The organism is Brachyspira sp. G79 (genome assembly GCF_002379365.1).
In the GTDB taxonomy this organism is placed as follows: domain Bacteria; phylum Spirochaetota; class Brachyspiria; order Brachyspirales; family Brachyspiraceae; genus Brachyspira.
On record NZ_JQIU01000008.1, the window covers coordinates 296167 to 314105 of the forward strand.

The 17939-nt window shown below is 27.3% G+C and carries 15 protein-coding genes and 2 pseudogenes; 7 read left to right on the forward strand and 10 right to left on the reverse strand.

All coding sequences use genetic code 11. The features are described 5' to 3' along the window. Both yqeC and KQ44_RS02990 read right to left on the reverse strand, forming a co-directional pair. Positions 1 to 500, reverse strand: a pseudogene (gene yqeC / locus KQ44_RS02985) (selenium cofactor biosynthesis protein YqeC); the annotation flags it as partial. A gap of 7 nt (positions 501 to 507) precedes the next feature. Further along, positions 508 to 2265, reverse strand: a complete 1758-nt coding sequence (locus KQ44_RS02990; RefSeq protein ID WP_096736181.1) for a potassium transporter TrkG — start codon at positions 2263 to 2265, stop codon at positions 508 to 510. 285 nt (positions 2266 to 2550) lie between these two features. Here KQ44_RS02990 and KQ44_RS02995 point away from each other — a divergent pair, with 285 nt between their 5' ends. The 4 genes from KQ44_RS02995 to KQ44_RS03005 all read left to right on the forward strand — a co-directional run bounded on the left by KQ44_RS02995 (position 2551) and on the right by KQ44_RS03005 (position 5863). Beyond that, positions 2551 to 3762, forward strand: a complete 1212-nt coding sequence (locus KQ44_RS02995; RefSeq protein WP_096736182.1) for a DegT/DnrJ/EryC1/StrS family aminotransferase — start codon at positions 2551 to 2553, stop codon at positions 3760 to 3762. 149 nt (positions 3763 to 3911) lie between these two features. Next, positions 3912 to 4091 carry a hypothetical protein gene (locus KQ44_RS15530; protein WP_346426124.1) on the forward strand — a complete coding sequence of 60 codons (180 nt, stop codon included), beginning with the start codon at positions 3912 to 3914 and terminating at the stop codon, positions 4089 to 4091. 136 nt (positions 4092 to 4227) lie between these two features. Then, positions 4228 to 4797, forward strand: coding sequence for a glycoside hydrolase family 3 N-terminal domain-containing protein (locus KQ44_RS15535; RefSeq protein ID WP_346426130.1), 570 nt, complete (start codon positions 4228 to 4230; stop codon positions 4795 to 4797). A 142-nt stretch (positions 4798 to 4939) separates the two neighbouring features. Beyond that, positions 4940 to 5863: a glycoside hydrolase family 3 N-terminal domain-containing protein gene (locus tag KQ44_RS03005; protein ID WP_240516446.1), complete on the forward strand. Its 924-nt coding sequence runs from the start codon at positions 4940 to 4942 to the stop codon at positions 5861 to 5863. A 14-nt stretch (positions 5864 to 5877) separates the two neighbouring features. Here KQ44_RS03005 and KQ44_RS03010 read toward each other — a convergent pair whose 3' ends face one another. The 4 genes from KQ44_RS03010 to KQ44_RS03025 all read right to left on the reverse strand — a co-directional run bounded on the left by KQ44_RS03010 (position 5878) and on the right by KQ44_RS03025 (position 9855). Then, positions 5878 to 6174 (reverse strand): helix-turn-helix domain-containing protein, encoded by a 297-nt coding sequence (locus KQ44_RS03010; RefSeq protein ID WP_020003382.1) that lies wholly within the window; start codon positions 6172 to 6174, stop codon positions 5878 to 5880. 354 nt (positions 6175 to 6528) lie between these two features. Continuing rightward, the gene (locus tag KQ44_RS03015; RefSeq protein WP_096736183.1) at positions 6529 to 7173 is read right to left on the reverse strand and encodes a cyclodeaminase/cyclohydrolase family protein; all 645 of its coding nucleotides are present in this window, start codon (positions 7171 to 7173) and stop codon (positions 6529 to 6531) included. A gap of 86 nt (positions 7174 to 7259) precedes the next feature. Next, positions 7260 to 8141: a helix-turn-helix domain-containing protein gene (locus tag KQ44_RS03020; RefSeq protein ID WP_096736184.1), complete on the reverse strand. Its 882-nt coding sequence runs from the start codon at positions 8139 to 8141 to the stop codon at positions 7260 to 7262. Positions 8142 to 8637: 496 nt separating this feature from the next. Next, complete coding sequence (locus tag KQ44_RS03025) at positions 8638 to 9855, reverse strand: amidohydrolase (RefSeq protein ID WP_096736185.1); 1218 nt, start codon at positions 9853 to 9855, stop codon at positions 8638 to 8640. Positions 9856 to 10128: 273 nt separating this feature from the next. Between KQ44_RS03025 and KQ44_RS03030 the strand changes: the two genes are divergently transcribed. Genes KQ44_RS03030 through KQ44_RS03040 form a run of 3 tightly spaced genes read left to right on the forward strand, consistent with a single transcriptional unit; the run spans position 10129 to position 13723 of the window. Continuing rightward, positions 10129 to 10872, forward strand: a complete 744-nt coding sequence (locus KQ44_RS03030; protein ID WP_096736186.1) for a DeoR/GlpR family DNA-binding transcription regulator — start codon at positions 10129 to 10131, stop codon at positions 10870 to 10872. Between the two features lie 18 nt (positions 10873 to 10890). After that, positions 10891 to 11808, forward strand: coding sequence for a 1-phosphofructokinase (gene pfkB / locus KQ44_RS03035; RefSeq protein ID WP_096736187.1), 918 nt, complete (start codon positions 10891 to 10893; stop codon positions 11806 to 11808). Positions 11809 to 11842: 34 nt separating this feature from the next. Then, the gene (locus KQ44_RS03040; RefSeq protein ID WP_096736188.1) at positions 11843 to 13723 is read left to right on the forward strand and encodes a fructose-specific PTS transporter subunit EIIC; all 1881 of its coding nucleotides are present in this window, start codon (positions 11843 to 11845) and stop codon (positions 13721 to 13723) included. Positions 13724 to 13797: 74 nt separating this feature from the next. On the opposite strand, the gene KQ44_RS03045 is transcribed toward KQ44_RS03040, so the two are convergent. From KQ44_RS03045 to KQ44_RS14730, 4 genes and pseudogenes are all read right to left on the reverse strand, one after another. Beyond that, a complete protein-coding gene (locus KQ44_RS03045) occupies positions 13798 to 15402 on the reverse strand; it encodes a peptide ABC transporter substrate-binding protein (RefSeq protein WP_096736189.1) in 1605 nt (534 codons plus the stop codon). A gap of 91 nt (positions 15403 to 15493) precedes the next feature. Continuing rightward, complete coding sequence (locus KQ44_RS03050; protein WP_096736190.1) at positions 15494 to 17128, reverse strand: peptide ABC transporter substrate-binding protein; 1635 nt, start codon at positions 17126 to 17128, stop codon at positions 15494 to 15496. A 91-nt stretch (positions 17129 to 17219) separates the two neighbouring features. Beyond that, positions 17220 to 17738, reverse strand: a complete 519-nt coding sequence (locus KQ44_RS03055) for a methyl-accepting chemotaxis protein (RefSeq protein ID WP_240516447.1) — start codon at positions 17736 to 17738, stop codon at positions 17220 to 17222. A gap of 10 nt (positions 17739 to 17748) precedes the next feature. Then, positions 17749 to 17939: pseudogene (locus KQ44_RS14730) on the reverse strand (methyl-accepting chemotaxis protein); the annotation flags it as partial.

Consider the following 17939-nt stretch of genomic DNA (forward strand, 5'->3'; position numbering starts at 1 on the left):
ATTTATATAATATTATCTGCAATATATTTAATAGTTTCTAAATCAACTATACTTTCACTGTTTATTTCACTGCATAAATTATATCTGAAGCATACCTCTTTAAACTTTCTTTTCAAACTATGAAGCCCCATAACTATAACTATTTTTTCTATTTTTTCATATAAAAAGTCTGGTATAATAGGCTCTTCATCATTAGGTATTTTTATTGGATAATACTTTGCTCCGTCTGCCTCTATCAAAACAATATCAGCAAAATCAATAGCATTTTTTAATTCATTATCTCCTGCATACATAAGTTTTTTATCATCATACTCTCTACCTAGTACAATAATATTATCATTGTCAAAAGAATGTGAATCTATTGTTTCTGTATATTTTTTAGGTTTAAAAATTTTTGCTGTTGTTGTTATAACTGCTTTTTTATCTTTGTAACTTTCTGATAATCTTTTTATATATGATGTCTTTCCTCCAGCACCGCATACAATAATAACTTTAGACATAATATTATTAACCTATAGTTACATCGCTTGTAGGCAAATCTATTATTCCATATTTTCCCTGATTAATGGAACCTACACTCATAAATATAGTAAGATATCCAACACGTCCTATAAACATCAAGAGTATAAGTATTAACTTACTCCATACTGTAATTGTAGGCGTTATACCCAAAGAAAGCCCAACTGTACTTATAGCCGATACCGCTTCAAAAAGTATAGGCATCATAGTTTTTGACTTTTCTATATAAAACATAATAAATGAGGCAAGCACTGAAATACTTATAGCAAGTGTAACTATAGCAACAGATTTATTAACCGTATTATCTTTTATTTTTCTGCCATTAACTACAATATATGGTCTATTAAAAATTGCTGTAATTACTGAAAACATAAAAACAAATAATGTAGTAGTTTTTACTCCTCCTCCAGTACTGTTTGGAGAGGCACCCACAAACATTAAAAATATAACTACACCTATAGTAACTGTACTCATAGAATTATATGCTATAGTTTCAAAGCCTGCTGTTCTAGGACTTACACTTTGAAACAATGAAACTAATATTTTTTCTTTTAGAGGCAAATCCTTTAAAGAATTTGAATATTCATTGAAAAATATAAAAACGCTTCCTATCAATATTAAAATAACACTTGTATATATAACTATTCTAGCCTGAACATCAAATACATATCTTTTACCCTTTATCTTATTAATTACAGCCCTTGATACTGTAAGCATTACTGGATAACCTATACCTCCCAAAGTGATAAGGAGCATAATAGTAACATTAACTGTGATATTAGCAGAATACTGATGAAGATTATCTGTATAAAGTGAAAAACCAGCATTACAAAAGGCACTTATAGAGTGAAATACAGAAGAAAATATACGCATTCCTAATTTGCTGTCAGTTTCCATAACAGTAAATAAAGAAACAGCCCCTAATAGCTCTATAAAAAATGTTGATAAAAATATTACTTTTACAGTTGATTGTATAATGTCTTTATTTTGAGTATTAAACATCTCTAAAGTTCTAACTCTATCCTGAACACTTCCTTTATTTACCGAAAATAAAAGCACTATTGCTGATATAGACATAATACCAAGTCCGCCTATTTGTATGAGAGTTATTAATACTATCTGACCAAACAATGTAAACTCTTTGGATATATCTATAACACTAAGCCCTGTAACACATACCGCACTTGTTGCTGTAAATAATGCATCAATAAATGATAATTTACCGCTTACTGTGCTTAAAGGAAGGTATAATAATAAACTTCCTAATGTTATAACAAATATAAAAGAAGCTATAATCATCTGATATAATGTAAACTTAGAATATGAAAGCCTAAGCCAATTTATAACTATAACCAAAAAGAAAAGTATTGACCCTGCTATAGTCCATATTATTCTATTTGCATATATATCATAGTATTTTTTGCTGAAAAAATTAAGAAGTAAAAGTCCTATAATCTGAATGATTGGAACTACTATATAAAGTTTTCTAGGTGCTATTCTTATTTGATCTATAAGTATAAAAACAAAACAAACTGTAATAACATTAATTATTTTATCATAATTAGCTATATAAAAATTATCCGCATTAACCTGTCTTATCTGCATAAGAAGAACAAATATTGCAAATATAGAACCTGTTATTGCTACTAGATTTGATACTCTTCTAAAAAACTCATCTATAGTCTGTATTATATTTTTATTATTATTTATATTATTATCTGTTCTATTATTAAATATATTTTTCATAACTAATCTTTATTTTTGTAGTATTAGTATTTTAATATATATTGAATTATATGTAAATATATAATTTTATTTTTTATTGTTCAAGATCCATATATTATAAAATTAAGTTACAACAAACAAACTAAAAGAACTACCTATGCAGAATACTATTTGTTTAGTTTAAGAAAATCAATAATAATTAAATATAATATAAATTATTATTGATTTATTTTTTGCATGCTGTATATTATATGATTATGTAAAGTAAACATAATAAAACAATATATAAAGTATAAAGGAAAAGTTATGAATAAATCAATACCATTTTCACCTCCTGATATAACAGACAGTGAAATAGAGTCCGTAGTTAGTGTATTAAAGTCAGGCTGGATTACAACAGGACCAGTTAATAAAGAGTTTGAAGAAGAGCTTTGTAAATATATAGGTGTAAAAAGAATAAAGCTATTGTCAAGTGCTACATCCGCTATGGAGCTTGCATTAAAAATATTTGGAGTAGGTGAGGGTGATGAGGTGATAGTTCCAGCTTATACTTATGCTTCAACTGCAAATGTAGTTGTTCATCTTGGTGCTAAAGTTGTATTTATAGATGCTAGTACTAATGATTTTAATATAGACTTAAAAAAGTTAGAAAAAGCTATAACAAATAAAACCAAAGCGGTTATTGCTGTGGATGTTGGAGGAAAGCCCTGCGATTATGACGGCATTATGAAAATACTTGAAAATAAAAAAGAATTATTTAATGCTTCAGAAAATAAGTATCAAATAGAATTAAAAAGACCATTATTCTTACTTGATGCAGCTCATTCTATAGGTGCTGTTTACAAAGGAAAAAGAACAGGTTCTCAGGCAGATATGTCTTCTTTTTCTTTTCATGCAGTTAAAAATATTACAACTGCTGAGGGAGGAGCTTTATCTTTTAATGATATAGGCGGTATCAATGCTGATGATATATATAAAGAGCTTTCTGTATTGTCTCTTCATGGACAAAATAAAAGTGCTTTAGATAAAAGTAAAGGCGGCAGAGGAGCTTGGAGATATAGTATTGAATTGGCTGGATATAAAGCTAATATGAGCGATATTCATGCTGCAATTGGTTTATCTCAGCTTAAAAGATATGATTCTATGCTTAATAACAGAAAAAAAATAGTAAATATATATAATGAAATTCTATCTAAAAATAAAAGAATAATTCTTCCTAGTTTTAAAGATGATTTAAGCGAGTCGTCTTATCATTTATATTTGATTAGAATAAAAGATTATCAAGAAGAGGAGCGTGATTTGCTTATAGATAAAATGTCCGAAATGGGAATAACTTTAAATGTTCATTATCTGCCTCTTCCAGCACAAAAGGCTTATATTGATTTGGGGTATGATATTAATGATTATAAAAATGCTTTTAATATGTACAAAAATCAAATAACTCTTCCATTATATAGTACTTTAAAAGAAGAGGATGCCGTATATATTGCCGAAAGTATTATTAAGTATTTGAATTAATGTTTTATTTTTAACAAACTTAATAATTTTTAGTTTATTGTATATAAATAAAGCATAATAAAATAATGATTTACATTGTTATAATTTCAATATTATTATTAATTTTATTTTTTATTTTTATTTATCTTTATGACAATTTCAATATAGTTTTGAAAAATAATGATAGTAAAGAAAACATTGAGAATAAAAAAGAAGTAGCATTTATAATATCGGTAAAAAATTATGATGATAATTTAATAGATATAATAAATAAAACAAATATATCAGGCATAATAATAAATATAGATAATTTAGATATTGAAAGTCTTGATAAAATTATAAAAAAATAAAAAAAAGATTAAAAGAAAAATATTTATAGCAATAGATCAGGATTATAAAAATACTTACAGTATATACTATGATAAGAGTTTTAAAGTTTTTTCAAGTTATATAGGAGAGAGAAAAAGCGAAGAATATGCATACAAAATAGCATATGAAAGAGCATCAAAATTAAAGTTGATAGGCATTAATATGATTTTATCTCCAATATGTAATACTTATTGTAATGAAAAATCTCATCTTAAAGAGCATATATTCTCAGATGATAAAATACTCGCTTCTAATTTAATATACAGCACAGTAAAAGCATATAAAGATAATGGGCTTATAACGGCATTAAAATATTTTCCAAAATACTATGATGATGAGTTATATATAGATGAAGATATAGAAAGTATAGAAAATATTGAAAGTATTATTGATAATAGAGAAACTTTTTTGGCTGGTATCAAGGCTCAGGCTGATATTATAGTAATGCCTCATATAAAAGATAATTATAAATACAGAGATTTTTTATTTAATAATATGAAGTTTAAAGGCATTATAATGACTGATTATATTAATAATGATAAAAATATTATTAATTATGCCGTTAATGTACTTTCAAGTAATTATTATAAAGATATAAATAAATTAAAAAATATTATAGAAACTAATATAAAAGAAACGGATATTGTATTATGTTCAAAGCTGTTAAAATTAATAAAGAAATTGTGATGTGTGTATTATATTTATTTATAATATTATTATTTTCATATGCATGTAAAAGTGCTTCAAATGTACTTAAAGAGAAAGAATATATATTAAAATTAAAAAAGATTATCCAGAATTATCATCTTATATAGATGAAGTATCTAAAATGAGTAAAAAGGAGAGAAGAGGACTTTTACTTATGGTAGGTATAAAAGATAAAGTACTCTCTAAAGAAACCATTAAAACACTTAAAGATAATAATATAATTGGAGTAATACTTTTTGATTATAATATAGAAGATGAAAAACAGCTTAAACAATTAACATCTGATTTAAGAAAATATGTTAACTCAAATATGTTAATTTCTATAGATCAAGAAGGAGGCGAAGTAAACCGTATAGAGTTTGACCCTCTTAAAGATATATCCCCAAGAAATATAGGGGATTCAAACAGTACTGAATATGCATATGATATAGCATACAAAAAATCAAAGTTTTTACTTGATTTAGGTATTAATGTAATATTAGGACCTTTATGTGATATACCCAGTGATAGTAATTCTTATTTATATAATAGAAGTTTTTCTACTAATACAGATATAGCTGCAGAAATGGCAGAATATACAGTAAAAGCTCAGAGAGATGCAGGAATCATAAGTGTATTAAAACATTTCCCTGGTCATGGAGATACTACTGTTAATTCTCATGATAATTTTCCTGTTATTGATAAGACTACTAATGAACTTTTTTTGAAAGAGTTTATTCCTTTTAAAAGAGCAATAGATGCAGGAGCTGAAATGGTTTTGGCAGCACATATAAAAAATAAATATATAGATAGTGAAAATCCTGCCAGCATGTCAATGGAGTATGATTATATACTAGAAAATGAATTAGGCTTTAATGGTGTTATTATTACAGATGATTTGGCTATGACTGGAGATATTGACAAGGGTATTAATTTTGGTATAAACTTGATTAGTAATTTATATGAGAATGTAGAATATATGTTTGAAGATATAGATGCGGATATTCTTTCATGTGCGAGAGTTCTAAAGATGGCTTCAGAAAATATACTTTCTTCCCGCACATAAAATTATCATTCATTTTAATTGGCCTGTTTCTTTTTTCTATTGCTGTTTGGATTTCGCTTATAAGTGAGCGTTTCATCCAATCCTGATTTTACATACTCATTAATAATATTTACTACAGTATGATATGTAACATTGTATTGTTTAGCAATATCAGTATGAGTAAGCCCTGTGTTTTTCTTATCGTCTAAAGCAAGAATGATATTTGCCCTAGAGATAAGTCTTTTAGATTTTCCTTCCTTCTTAATGAATTCTTTGATTTTTTCCTTTTCCTCTTCACTTAAGGATATCATATGTTTAGTTGTTATACTCATTAGAGCCTCCTAATATAAAGAATAAATATAACTAACAAATAAGGACAAGGAGATTTGTAAGAAAAAATTATAAAATATAATCAAGATAAACATATTGATAGAAGTTTCTAGTTTTTATTTAAGAAGAAAAATTTTACAGTAATTTTAGACAAATTACATCAAACTATAAGAATAAAACATTAAAAACGTTCTATTACTATATTTCTATTCTCATATATATATATTTTATAAACCCTTGTTATCTGAACTTAAGATTATCATAATATAAATAAAATATCAATATGAAAAAACAAAATTAGAATTTTGTATAAAAAATATACGTATTAATAACATAATATTTATCATTTGCAACATTTATATATTAAATAATGAAATTACTTTTGAAGTTTTTGTGTAAATATTATCTATTTCATTCATATATTTTTTAGTATTTGTTTTAATATGTTCTAAAAATATATTATCATCTATCATAGGGATATTAATGTTAATATTAAGTACCGAACCTTTAGCACAGGCATATATTAAAATGTATGCAGCGGCAATATCACTTATAACGGCACTGTTTGCATATTTTGTAACAGTATCAAAAAGGGGCATTAATTCATAACAGTATTTCAAGGCATTAAAAGGTATTTCTATAGCTTTTTTTGAGGCTTCAGACATAACCTTTTTTCTATTTTCTTTTTCAGCATCTGTTTCTTTAGGCATTTTCATAGCTTCCATAAATAAATTAAAACTTTCGGCATCTTTATCTATTATATCAGCTAAGTGTGATTTTATTTCTTTTATTTTTTCTATTGCATTTTTAAAACTATCCTGATGTTCTTTTTCTAATTCTAAAAACTTTTTTTTGTTTACAGTAAGATGACCAACCATACCAGCTAAAGCACATCCCAAACTTCCTACAAGTCCCATAACACTTCCACCGCCCGGAGCAGGTAAGGAACTGTCTACATCATTTATATAATCAGCCAAAGTTTTATTTATTAATTCTTTCATAATATACCCTTATACCTTATATAGTAATAAATATTTTTAAGGCATTATTTTAATATAATATAAAATAAATATCAATATACATTTTATCATTTTCTTTGAAGATGTTTAAATCTATTTTTTGTAAACTCTATTATTTCATCTTCAGTCATATTATCTATTCCAAGTCTTTTTTCTTCTTCAAGCAGCTTTTCTCTTTCTTCTTTTTCTTTTTGTATTTTTAATATTTCCATTTCTTTTAATTTTTTATTACGCTCATATAATTCTTTTTCGCTGTAATGTCTTTTTATTAACCGTTCTTTGTCACCTTTTATGAGGTACACTTTTAAATAGCTTACAAAGTCAAGCCAAATAGTAGTAATATTATTTTTATCTTTTACTTTAAGTTCGGCATATTTTATAGAGTCTTTCCAAGAGTAGCGTCGATTATTGAATATATCAATTAATTCTTTTTGTTTATATTTAGTTTTAAAGCAGTGTATTTGAGAGAGTTTTTCTGCTTTACTGCATGTTATTCTATTAAAAACCTCTGTAAGACTTTTTACAAACAAATCAAAATGAGACATATTATTATTAATTGTATTATTAAATTTATTATTATCTTTATCAGTTTGGTCAATACTCTCTTGATTATTTTGACAATACTCATTTGATTTTTCTGACAATACCTTATTATAATTTTTTAGTGAGTTTAAATATATTTTTCTTTTCTGAGTATTATTATCTTTTTTATCATAATGTATTTTTATGTAACCGTATTCTTTAAGCTCGGAAACATATCTTGATACTGTTGTTGAGCTTATTGAATATAAACTTGCAAAATAGGCATTAGAGGCCCAGCAGTATCCTTTATCATTGGTGAGTGCTGTTATTTCTGCATATAGCAATCTGGCAAGAGGTTTTAATCTTTTATCGTATCTTACTTCTGCGGGTATTACAGCATAGTAGCTTTTTTTGTAATTATTATTCATATCTTTATACCTTTAAAAAAACTTTATACTATAATGAAATTTTATAATAGATTATAAGTTTATATTAGCTTTATTTTTTCTTATTTTTTGTGCTTTTGTATTTTTTTTTGTAAAAAGATGAATAATAAAATATATTAAAATATTTTTTATATATTTTATGTATATTAAAGTTATAATAACTTATATTTTTTGTTTATATAGCTAAATGACTATAAAAAGACTATATTTCAGGCTAAATTTAGTAATTTATTCTACATATAAAACATAACAAGTAGTATTTAGTATTATTTTTAGGCTTGCACTTGGTTCTTTTTGCGGCGGGAAAAAGTTGAATAAAAAATTGACAAACTTAAAAATTTTCAGTGTATACTAATATGATAAATTATATAACTTGTGAAAAATTTTATTTGTAATTCTAAATAATTTCATACTTAATCTTGTCAAGTAGTTTTGAAACAAGTATAGTAATGACAAAATAATTTTTATTAATTTATATTTAATTTCTCTCTTTTCCAAGCCAAAAAATATCTTTTTTTAAATAGCTTTTGTATAAGTTCATTATCTGTAAAGTAAGTCCTATTTCTATGCATTCCTCATCAGCATCAAAGAGTCCGTTATGAGCTTCATGTATTATTCCTTTTTTCTTGTTTCTTGCACCTATATTGAAAAATGCACCTGCTTTATTTTGTATAAAAAAAGAAAAATCTTCAGCTCCCATAGAAGGCTTTAATTCAAATACATTTTTCTCTCCAAGCAAACTAACAGCATTTTCTCTCACAATATCGGAAGCTTCTTTCCAATTAACAAGACTTGCAAAATATACTGTTTCTATAAACTCCGCATCAGCATCAAAAGAGTATGCTATACCTTTGATTATTTTTTTTATTTTTGTTATTATTTTTGTCATAGTGCTTTCTCTTAAGGCTCTTATTGTACCAGTCATCTCAGTATAACCGCATATAATGTTTTCAGCAGTACCTCCATTTATTGTTCCTATTGTTATTACGGCACTGTCTTCTGCCTGAACATTTCTGCTTATTATTGTTTGAATATTATCTATTATTTTGGCAGCTATTACTATAGTATCAATTCCTCCAGAAGGATTAGCAGCATGTGCACTTTTCCCATAAACTTTTATTTTAAAGTCTAAACATGATGCATTTACAATATTATCATTTATCTGTACAAATCCAGTATCGCTATGTGTAGAAACATGAAGCCCGTATATGACATTCACATTTTCTAACGCATTTTCTTTTATCATTCTCAAAGCTCCTCCTACAGTTTCTTCTGCAGGCTGAAATATAAGCCTTATATTGCAAGGAGGTGTTATACCTTTGCTATTATTTTGAAATACTGAGGCTATACCCAAATTAATTGCAGTATGTATATCATGTCCGCATGCATGACATACACCTTTATTTTTTGAGCTGTAACTGCAGTTTTTTAAATCATCAATTGGAAGAGCATCTATATCTGCTCTGAATGCTACTGTGAAACTTTTATCCTCTCCTTTTATATCAGCTATAATTCCAGTACTAGCAACTCCTGTATGATGATCTATATTATATTTTTTTAAATGATTAGAAATTGTATTCATAGTTTGGAATTCTTTTTCTGAGAGTTCAGGGTGAGAATGCAAATCTCTTCGTATATTTATTAATTCTTCTTTTATATTTTTTATTTTGCTTTTTATTAATTCTAATTCTTCCATAAATAAAACTTTAATAAAACTTTGTTAAGTATTTATTATATTATATATTTTTGAGTATTAACTTCAATACTTATTATTTATGATATAGATTTAAAGTTATTAAAGAGTTTTTCATAACTATAATTCATATTTATTGTAGTACATATTATACAAGATATAGAATTTTTTAACAAATTTTGACTGTTTTTGATTGTTTTTGATTGAAATTGATTGATTTTTTTAGCTTTTTTTATATAATTGTTAATATAGAAAGTAAATAAGGATATTAAAGAAGTGCTAAGAGTAAGCAGATACGAATTGATACTTGAAGTTATAAAAGAGAAAAAGAACATAAAGATAGAGGAGCTAATAGAGAGACTTAATGTATCAGAGGCTACAATAAGGCGTGATTTAACATTTCTTGAAGAGGCTGGAAAGATAAAGCGTGTTCATGGCGGTGCAGTATTAATTGATGCTCAGGAAGAGAGTTTGTTATACAAAAGAGAAATATATTCGGAGGAAAAAGATAATATAGGTAATTTTGCTGCTTCTTTAATAGAGAAAGGAAGTACTATATATCTTGATGCGGGTACTAGTGTTTTTGCTATGATTAAATATTTGTCTGGAATTGAGAATATAAAGGTTATAACAAACGGTATAAGCCATATAGATGAACTTAATAATAAGAGAATAGAAACTTATTTGATAGGCGGAAAGATAAAAACACTTACAGGAGCATTGGTTGGAGGAACTGCTGCGATGTCTCTAAAGAATTTTAATTTTGATTTGGCATTTATGGGTGCTAACGGTATTGATATATACGGATATTCTACGCCAGATAGTGAGGAGGCATTGATAAAAAGTGAGGCTTCTAAAAGGGCAGGTAAAACTTACTTTTTATGCGATGAATCAAAATTTAATAAAAGAAGTCTTATAAACTTTTGTAGTTTGGAAGATTCTTATTTGATAACCAATGCGAAAGAAATAGATGATAATATAAAAAATAAATTAAAAGGAGTATTTATTGTTAATCAATAAAAAGTGGGGGGATTATTTATGATATATACTTTAACACTAAATCCTGCTGTTGACTATTATATAGACATGAATAACTTTGAAGAGGGAGAATTAAACAAAGTTAATAATGCCTATACATTAGCAGGAGGAAAAGGAATTAATGTTTCTAAGGTATTAAAAAACTTTAATATCGATTCTGTGGCTTTAGGTTTTTGCGGAGGGTTTACTGGAGATTATATAAAAAAACATCTTAAAGAATATGGTATTAAAGAGCATTTTATATACTTAGAAGAAGATACGAGAATAAATATAAAATTAAAAACTTCAAAGACAGAAAGTGAAATAGCTGGAAAATCGCCAAATATTTCAAAAGAAAAAATTATTGAGTTATTATTCTTTATTAAAGATAATATAAAAGATAATGACATACTAGTATTATCTGGAAGTGTTCCTAATTCTATTGAAAGCAACATATATGGAAATATTATATTAAATATAAATAAAAATATAAAAGTAATACTAGATGCAAGAGATGAGGCATTCAAATTCGGATTAAAAGAAAAAGTATTCCTTACAAAACCAAATAAAAAAGAATTAAGCGAATATTTTAATAAACAAATAGATACTACAGAAGATATAATAAAATATGCCAGAGAATTAATAAAAGAGGGAAGTGAGAATGTAATAGTATCTTTGGGTAAAGACGGATCTATTTTAGTAACAAAAGATGAGGCTTATTTAGGAAATGCTCCAGACGGAAAATTAATAAGTTCAGTAGGGGCTGGAGATTCTATGGTGGCTGGTATTGTTTATGGATTAAGCAATAATTTAAATATAATTGATTCTTATAAATATGCCATAGCAAGCGGAAGTTCTACAGCATGCTCTGAAGGTTTAACTACGTTTGAGAGTATGAAGAAATTTTTAGAAAATACAGAAATAAAAAAAGTTAATTAATTTTTTAATGTTATAAATAAAACGGAGGCTAACAATGCTAAAAGATGTCATAACTTTAGATTGTATAGATATTAATCTAAAGGGAAAAACTAAATCAGAAATTATAGATGAAATGATAGATCTTCTCTATAATAACGGCAAATTAAATGATAGGGAAGAGTATAAAAAAGAAATATTAAAAAGAGAAGCTCAAAGCTCTACAGGTATGGAAGAAGGCATAGCAATACCTCATGGTAAAACTAGTGCAGTAAAGATACCTACTGTTGCTATAGGTATTTCTAAACAAGGTGTTGACTATGAATCATTAGACGGAAAGCCTTCGCATTTATTTTTTATGATAGCAGCCCCAGAAAACTCTAATGACTCTCATATAGAATTATTATCAAAAATAACTACTCTTCTTCTTGAAGATGATATAAGAGAAGCATTATTAAATGCAAAAAGCAAAGAAGAAGTACTTGATATATTAATGAAAAATGCTGAAAAAGATAATGAAAACTCATCTTTAAATCAGGAAAATAATAATAGCATTGATTCATATCAAGTATTAGCAGTAACAGCATGTCCTACTGGAATAGCACATACTTATATGGCCGCTGATGCTTTGCTTAAAAAAGGTAAAGAGCTTGGTATAACTATAAAAGTAGAAACTAATGGTTCAAGCGGTGTAAAAAATGAGCTTACAAAAGATGAAATAAAAAATGCCAAAGGTATAATAGTAGCAGCGGATAAAAATGTTGCTATGGATAGATTTGCTGGAAAGAATGTTGATATAGTAGGTGTCAAAGAGGCTATAAAAAATCCAGAGCAGTTAATAAAAAATGCTTTAAATCAAACAGCTCCTATATATCATATTAATTCAGAAGGTACATCTTCAGACAGATTTGCTAAAAAAACTAAAACTGGAGTATACAAGCATTTAATGTCTGGAGTATCTAATATGCTTCCATTTGTTGTAGGCGGAGGTATACTTATAGCATTTTCATTTATGTTTGGTATCAATGCGAGCAATCCTAATGACCCTTCATATAATGCATTTGCAAAACTTTTAAATGATATAGGAGGAGGCAATGCTTTCTTTTTAATGGTGCCTGTAATGGCGGCATTTATTGGTATGAGTATTGCTGACAGACCTGGATTTGCTCCTGCTATGGTTGGAGGACTTATATCATTAAATAGCGGCGGCGGATTTTTAGGTGGACTTATAGGCGGTTTTTTGGGTGGATATATTACTCTTTTATTAAAAAAAGTATTTTCTAAATTGCCTGAAAGTTTGGACGGAATTAAACCTGTTTTATTATATCCTTTATTTGGTATATTTTTTACAGGTGCTATAATGTATTTATTCATAGTTGATCCAATAGCTGCAATAAACTCTGGACTTTCTAATTTCTTAAAGAATATGGGTACTGGAAACTTAATATTATTAGGTGCTTTACTCGGAGCTATGATGTCTACTGATATGGGCGGACCTATAAATAAAGCGGCTTTCACATTTGGTATAGCAATGATAGCTTCAGGTGATTATGCTCCTCATGCTGCTGTTATGGCTGGAGGTATGGTTCCACCTTTGGGTATAGCATTAGCTACTACAATATTTAGAAATAAATTCACTGCTGATGAAAAAGATGCTGGTAAAACTTGTTATGTTATGGGACTTTCTTTCATTACTGAAGGAGCTATACCATTTGCTGCTTCTGACCCTATAAGAGTTATTCCTTCCTGTATGATTGGTGCTGCTATTGCTGGAGCTTTAACTATGGCTTTCCGTATACAATTAAGAGCTCCTCATGGAGGAATATTTGTACTTCCTATAGTTAATAATCCTCCTTTGTATCTTCTTGCTATAGTAATAGGCTCTATTATAACAGCAGTAATACTAGGATTTATTAAAAAGCCCGTTAATAATAGTTAATATATATCTTAATAAAAAAGGCTTGAACTTTATTATTTAAGTTCAAGCCTTTATTTTTATAATAACTTTTTATTTTATTCTAAATAGCATTTATGAAATCTATGAAAACCTAATGAATCATAATAAACATCTTTAAGTTTAGGCGATACTAAGAGAGGTTCAGTATAATAGTATATAGGTATTATAGCTTCTTCTTTCATTAATAAATCTTCTGCTTTATGCATAGTTTCCATTCTAAACTTTTGGTCTCCTGAAAGCATAACTTGATTAATCATATCATCATAGGCTTTGTTACTGTAAACACTATAATTGTTAGGAGAATAACTTATACACAAAGTAAGAAAGTTTATAGGATCATCAAAGTCTCCGTTCCATCCTCCTCTGGCCATTGTTATATTTCTGTCATATCTAGTTTGCAAAAATACCGCCCATTCTTCCTGAGTTAAAGTAACATCAATACCTAGATTTTCTTTCCACATCTGCTGAACAGCTTCAAATATTTTTACATGTATACCAGGGTCAGCTTTAAACTCCATAACTGGAAAACCTTCGCCGTTAGGATATCCAGCTTCAGCCATTAATCTTTTAGCTTCTTCTACATTTTTGGCATATCCTTCTTTAGTTATATCAATATATTCTCCGCCGTTTTCTCTGAAATCTCCTTCATAGTCAGATACACCATATGGAACTAAAGCACCTGCAGGTTTTTCTCCGCCTCTTGTTACTTGTTCTACTATATAGTTTCTGTCTATAGCAAGAGATAATGCTCTTCTTACTCTCACATCTTTTAGTATATCATTAGTTAAGTTTAGACAGTAATAGTATGACGATATTCTAGGCTTTATTACTATGAGTCCTTCTTTTTGAAGAGTTTGTATATCCTGTCTAGGGAAAGATCTTGCAAAATGCAAAGTACCAGCCTTAACTCCAGCTACAGAAGCTGTTTCATTTTCCATAAGTACAAATGTAATTTTATCAGGCACTATATTTTCTATATTCCAATAATTGGTATTTTTTACCATTACAAGGCTCTCATCTCTATTTCTTTCAATGAGTTTGAAAGCACCATTTCCTATATATGTATCCGCATTTAATGTCCACTCATCTCCATATTGTTCTATTATGTCTTTTCTTAGCGGGTAAAATGTAGGAAAACTTAAAAGCTCTAGGAAATATGCAGTAGGAGCTTCTAAAGTTACCTCTAAAGTATAATCATCTATTGCTTTTATTCCCAAACTTTCTTTAGGCATTTCACCTGCGGTAATTGCTTTTGCATTTTTTACAGGTTCATGCTGATATCCGTATTGACTTCCAGTTGCAGGATCAACAACTCTTTGCCAAGAATATACAAAATCATTTGCTGTAACATTCTGTCCGTCAGTCCATTTAGCATTTGTTTTTAGTTTGAAAGTATATGTAAGTCCGTCATCGCTTATTTCCCAACTTTCTGCAGCAGCAGGTACTAATTTACCGCTCATATCTTTTTCAACTAAACCTTCAAATGTATGAGTTAAATAAAAAACAGCATCTGAAGTAACATTAATGCTAGGGTCTATAGTATTTGGTTCAGGACCAGTATTTATGTATATAGATATTCCATCATCTTTTTTATTTGCATTTGAACATGATAATACAAATAAAAAGATTATAAAAATAAATAAAACATTTATTTTTTTCATTTTTGTTCTCCTAATTTTATTAAAAAAAACTTTAATAAGGTATTATTTTAGATAGTATTATATGCTTTATATATATTAAAGTCAATTTTTATTATTCTAATAAATATGCTTTAGAGAAATTATATTGCCCCATAGGATCATATTCTACTCCCTTTAGTTTTGGCGAAACTAAAAGAGGTTCATTATGAAAATAAATAGGTATTATTGCCATATCTGATATTAATATTTCTTCAGCTTTATGCATAGTCATCATTCTATGAGAGGTATCTCCTATTAAGCTGGCTGTTTTTATGAGATCATCATATCTTGAATTACTATAAACGCTGTTATTATTAGGCGATGAACTTAAAAATATTGATAAAAAGTTGATAGGATCATTAAAATCTCCATTCCAGCCTCCGCTTGCAATATCAATATTTTTATCAAATCGTTCTTTAAATAAATCAGACCATTCTAACTCTTCTACAACTACATCAATACCAAGATTTTCTTTCCACATTTTCTGAATAGCCTCAAATATATAAGTATGTACACCATGAGTCGTTTTAAATGTTAAAGTTGGAAAATTATTACCATTAGGATATCCAGCAAGCATCATGAGTTTTTTTGCTTCTTTTATATTATTTTCATAGTTATCTTTTGTAATATCAATATAGTCTCCGCCGTTTTCTCTAAAATCTCCAAAAAATCCTGGTACTCCGTAAGGTACTAAAGCAGCAGCTGGTCTTTCACCGCCTTTTGTAATATTTTCAACTATATAATTTCTATCTATGGCAAGAGACAATGCCTTTCTTACATTTGAATCTGATAATGTTTTGTTTGTTGTATTAATAAAATAAAAATATGAGGATATTCTAGGTACATTGTGTATATATCCTTCTCTTTCTAATGAAGAAATATATTCTCTTGGGAAGTTTCTAGAAAAATGAAGAAGTCCTTTTTTTACAGAGTTTAGAGAATATTCATTATCATTTCTAAGTATGAACTCTAATATGCTTGGTATTACTTCTTTAGTATTCCAATATAGTTCATTTTTTTCCATAATAATATATTCATTAAATTTTCTTTCAACAACTTTAAAAGGACCGTTTCCTATAAATGTCTGAGGGTTGTCAGTCCATTTTTCTCCATATGTTTTAATTATATCTTCTCTTAATGGATAAAAAGTAGGGTAGGCTAAAATTTCTAAGAAGTATGTTAATGGCATCTCTAACATAATTTCTAAAGTATAATCATCAATAGCTTCTACACCAAGATATTTAGTCTCTATTTTTCCCATATTAATATCTTTGGCATTTTTTATTATATTGTATTGATAAGCAAATTTACTTTTGGTATTTGGGTCAAATAATCTTCTAAATGAATATACAAAGTCATGAGCTGTTACTCCTTTTCCATCACTCCAATATGCATTATCCCTAAGATTAAATGTATATACTAATCCATCGCTACTTACAGTCCATGTCTTAGCTACAGCAGGTATTATTTTTCCATCTTTATCTTTTGTAACTAATCCTTCAAATATATGTCTTAAATATATTAAAGTATCCGATGTTATATTAACACTGGGGTCTATAGTATATGGTTCTGAACCTATATTTATCTGTAAAGCAAAATATCTTGAGGATTGATTTTGAGATACAGTTTCTTCTATTTTTGAACAGGATACATTAATGATTAGAGATAGCAATACTATAAATAAAATACGGTAATTATTACTAAACATTTTACTGCCTAAATTATATTTTAATCTAATTGTAGTATATATTTTATATATTATAATGTCAAATAATATTTTTGCATATTTTAATTTCTTATTATTCTCTAAGTTTGAAATATTCTATTATTTTTTGAAGTTCTTTAGATTCTTCTAAAAGAGATTTTGAAGTTTCTGTAACCTGATTTACAAATTGATAATTTTGATTTTTTATTGTTTTGCTTTCTTTATCATTAATTTTGTCCACAAATTCAGATATATCACTAGAATTTTCAGATATTTTATCAACTTTCCCTTTTACAGCGGTAACCAAATTATTTAAGTATTCTACCGTATTATTAATTCCTCTGCTCATATCTCCTATTTCATCATTTAATTTTAAATAATTTTCAGAAACACTCCAAGATATATCCCCTTCTTTTATTTTAGTGATATTATCATTTAAATCATTCATTATAGATAATACTCTTTTATTAATAATTGACGGTACTATAATTACTATTAATATAATTATTGATGATATTATAGTCCACATCATTATTATAATTTTGTAATTACTGAAAAATTCTGCTTTTTCAGACACAGCTAATTCTATTGCCCAATACACATCATCAAACATATGTATTGGCTTAAAAAATATGAAAATATTTACTTGATGTTTTTTTATTATATGATTCTTTAAATACAGTATTATTTGAATATATAGTTTCTAGTAGATCATTGTAGCCGTATATATCGGACGAGTTAGTAATATTTTCTCCTATACGGTATTTATCTGTAGTGCAGTAAATAATATTCCCATTCTCATTGAATAATGAAA

Excerpts from the sequence above, each read along its gene's own strand:
- KQ44_RS02990 (WP_096736181.1), bottom strand. The coding sequence starts at position 2,265 with ATGAAAAATATATTTAATAATAGAACAGATAATAATATAAATAATAAT.
- KQ44_RS02995 (WP_096736182.1), top strand. The coding sequence starts at position 2,551 with ATGAATAAATCAATACCATTTTCACCTCCTGATATAACAGACAGTGAA.
- KQ44_RS03005 (WP_240516446.1), top strand. The coding sequence starts at position 4,940 with ATGAGTAAAAAGGAGAGAAGAGGACTTTTACTTATGGTAGGTATAAAA.
- KQ44_RS03010 (WP_020003382.1), bottom strand. The coding sequence starts at position 6,174 with ATGAGTATAACAACTAAACATATGATATCCTTAAGTGAAGAGGAAAAG.
- KQ44_RS03015 (WP_096736183.1), bottom strand. The coding sequence starts at position 7,173 with ATGAAAGAATTAATAAATAAAACTTTGGCTGATTATATAAATGATGTA.
- KQ44_RS03020 (WP_096736184.1), bottom strand. The coding sequence starts at position 8,141 with ATGAATAATAATTACAAAAAAAGCTACTATGCTGTAATACCCGCAGAA.
- KQ44_RS03025 (WP_096736185.1), bottom strand. The coding sequence starts at position 9,855 with ATGGAAGAATTAGAATTAATAAAAAGCAAAATAAAAAATATAAAAGAA.
- pfkB (WP_096736187.1), top strand. The coding sequence starts at position 10,891 with ATGATATATACTTTAACACTAAATCCTGCTGTTGACTATTATATAGAC.
- KQ44_RS03040 (WP_096736188.1), top strand. The coding sequence starts at position 11,843 with ATGCTAAAAGATGTCATAACTTTAGATTGTATAGATATTAATCTAAAG.
- KQ44_RS03045 (WP_096736189.1), bottom strand. The coding sequence starts at position 15,402 with ATGAAAAAAATAAATGTTTTATTTATTTTTATAATCTTTTTATTTGTA.
- KQ44_RS03050 (WP_096736190.1), bottom strand. The coding sequence starts at position 17,128 with ATGTTTAGTAATAATTACCGTATTTTATTTATAGTATTGCTATCTCTA.
- KQ44_RS03055 (WP_240516447.1), bottom strand. The coding sequence starts at position 17,738 with ATGTTTGATGATGTGTATTGGGCAATAGAATTAGCTGTGTCTGAAAAA.